We start from the raw sequence: 2689 nt of genomic DNA on the forward strand, positions 1-2689 counted from the left end.
GCCTCCTGCGCCGACGGCGACAACTGCCGTGCGTCCCCCACCAGTTCACTCACGCAGGGATCAACGACCCAGAACACCTATCGTTTCGGATCAATAGTGCTCGCGTGCTGGTGGGAGATCGCCGGATTCCTCTGCGCACCTGGCGACGTGAATCAGACTCCAACCCGTCAGACCGTCGTCATCGGTGGCCAGGCCGACACGGAGAGCGGCTGCGTAGTGCTCGCGCTCCTGGTGGGTGTCCCCCTCATGCCGTGCCAACTCGGCCAGTTCGTGGTGGGTCCAGCCTGCGGCTGCGGGGCACCGATGGGCTTCCGACAGCGCCAGGGACCGCTGCAAGTAGTCATTGGCCGCCGCCCGTTCACCACGGGTGCGCCGATACACGCCGAGGTTGTACAGGCTCCAGGCCTTCAGGTGCGTGTCGTCGGTCTCGTCGGCGAGGCGATCGGCCCGGGTGAAGAACTTCAGCGCCATCTCGGGGTCACCGTCTCGCCAGCGGCAGGAGCCGAGCCCGTCCCACGCCCAGCCCTCCTTCTGCCTGGCGCGGTGCTCTATGGCGAGGTCGAGAGCCGACCGGTAGTGGTCCTCGGCCTGGTCGAGGGCGCCTTCGTCACGACTCTTGGTTGCCTTTTCGAGCAGGCTGTCGATGTCGGCCAGCCCTGGATCGGCCGTTGGGAGGCATTCGACGACCTCCCTCATCGAGGCTGCCGCGACGGCTGCCGCAGGGCGCTCAGCCGGTTCGAACCGCATGAGCTGGCCGATCAGGGACTGCAGGGCGCCGGTGGTGCGCATGGGCTCCGGAACACCGCGGCTGACGGCCAGGATCAGTTGCGGAGGGGAGTCACCGGAAAACGGGGGACGCCCCTCCACTGCGCGGTACAGCGTCGCTCCGAGCGACCATATGTCCGAAGCCGAAGAAGCCGGCCCGCCGAGTATCCGCTCCGGGGACATGTACTGCGGCGTCCCGATCACCGTTCCCGTGGGCGTGAGAGTGATCTCGCCCGCCATGGTGGCGATCCCGAAGTCGGCGATCACCGCCCGGCCGTCCTCGAGGAGGATGTTCGCCGGCTTGATGTCGCGATGGACTACTCCGGCCGCGTGCGCGGCGGCCAGAGCCGTCGCGATCTGTTCGCCGATGCGCGCCGCCTCCGTGGCATGGAGTGGCCCCTCGTCGAGGACTTCCCGCAGAGACTGGCCGTCCACGTGTTCCATCACGATCCAGGGCAGGCCGAAGCGGTCGGAGAGCTGATCGTGGACGGTGACGATGCCCGGATGCTTGAGCTTTCCGGCCGTGCGGGCCTCACGCTCGGCACGCGCTATGAGAACCTCGCGCTGCTCGGCTGACACTCCTTCAGGAATCGTGCACTGTTTGAGTACCACCCTGCGGCGCAGGCGCACGTCGTACGCAAGCCAAGCTTCCCCCTGGCCGCCCGCCCCCAGGCGTCGTTCCAGCCGATACCTGGTGTCAACGACCGGAACTGTCCCCTCGTGCTCCATGACTGCACATAACCACACCGGTGATGGCGGGCACAGAGCTACTTACCGATTGCCCTCGGTGGCGGTGGCGGTGTCGCTGACCGCCGGATGCCCGGTGCTGCCCAGGGGCCCGCGCCTTCTGATCAGCACCAGCGGGAGCGACAGCCGCCCCAGCCGCCTCCACCTGACGAGCTGCTCGACGATCCGCCTGAGCCACCAGAGTCACCCGAGCTTCCGGGCAGGCCGTCCGGGGAGGTGCTGTTGCGGTTCCGGTCACCGGGGAACGGGTCGTGGTAGTCGGGGTCTCCGTCGTCGTCGCGGTCGGGTAGCTGAGCGGATCCGTTGTTCTCTCGTGCCTGGGCGGGACAGTCGTTCTCCGGCGCGGACAACCACACCCTCACCCACGGGCTGTCGGTGATTGGTTCCCCTCGGCCCGGATCGTGCGCGCACACCTTCCACTCGTCGTACTCGCCCTCGTCGGGGAGGGTGTCGTTTCCGTAGATCGTGTCCGCGTACGTGCGGTCGGCCGGGACGTCGAGAGCGGCGAGCTTCTTCTGAGCCGCCGTCCACGTCGCGCCGGTCAGATCCGGCATCTTCGGCCAGGGGATGGGGCCGCCGTCCCGCGCGGGACAAGGACTTCCGGTGTGCACCGCTCCGAAGTCGATCGTCCTCGCGCCGCCCGACGATGTGCCGGCCTGCTGGAAGCAGACGGTCCAGTTGGAGCGCATCCAGATGCCGTCGCCCTGGTCGGACGCGTCGTGGTCGCCGACGGTGAAGCCGTCCGCCTGGGCCATCTTCTTCGCTTTGTCGAGCCGCAGGCCTCGGTAGTCCGGGGTCTCCGGGTCGGTTGTCGGCTCAGTTTCCTGCCCGTTCTCCGCCGTGCCCCGCGAAGACGGGGAGGTGACGGGGTCTCCGGCGTTCCGAGCCTTCGCGTCCGCCCCCGCCACGGTGTCCGACGCCCTGTCCTGCGGCGCCGGTGGCAGGACCGCCCCGAACAGGAATACGGCCGCGACCGTCGCGGTCACCTTCCATCGCTTCGGCCAGGCGTTGCCCCACCACAGGAGAAAGAGCGCGGCAATCAGCATGAGAAAGCCGAGGAACGCGTTGAGAAAACCGAGCACCGGCACGGCAAGGACGAAGCCGGCGCGTGCCCGCCCGGTTCGCCACCAGGGTGCGCGGGGCGGGCCGAAGGGCGGCGATGGCGGAGGGCCTGGGG

At 68.6% G+C, this 2689-nt stretch carries 2 protein-coding genes; both read right to left on the reverse strand.

What is annotated here, in order from left to right:
- Positions 1–90: 90 nt before the first annotated feature.
- Complete coding sequence (locus tag P1P70_RS43130; RefSeq protein ID WP_319247743.1) at positions 91–1494, reverse strand: serine/threonine-protein kinase; 1404 nt, start codon at positions 1492–1494, stop codon at positions 91–93.
- Between the two features lie 122 nt (positions 1495–1616).
- A partial coding sequence (locus tag P1P70_RS43135) for a tripartite tricarboxylate transporter TctB family protein (RefSeq protein ID WP_319247745.1) occupies positions 1617–2689 on the reverse strand: 1073 nt, incomplete at its 5' end.

Origin of the sequence: Streptomyces sp. MB09-02B (genome assembly GCF_033794485.1) — a bacterium.
Lineage (GTDB): Bacteria > Actinomycetota > Actinomycetes > Streptomycetales > Streptomycetaceae > Streptomyces.

What these genes read in the sequence shown, in the direction of transcription:
- P1P70_RS43130 (WP_319247743.1), bottom strand. Translation starts at nt 1,494, where the DNA reads ATGGAGCACGAGGGGACAGTTCCGGTCGTTGACACCAGGTATCGGCTG.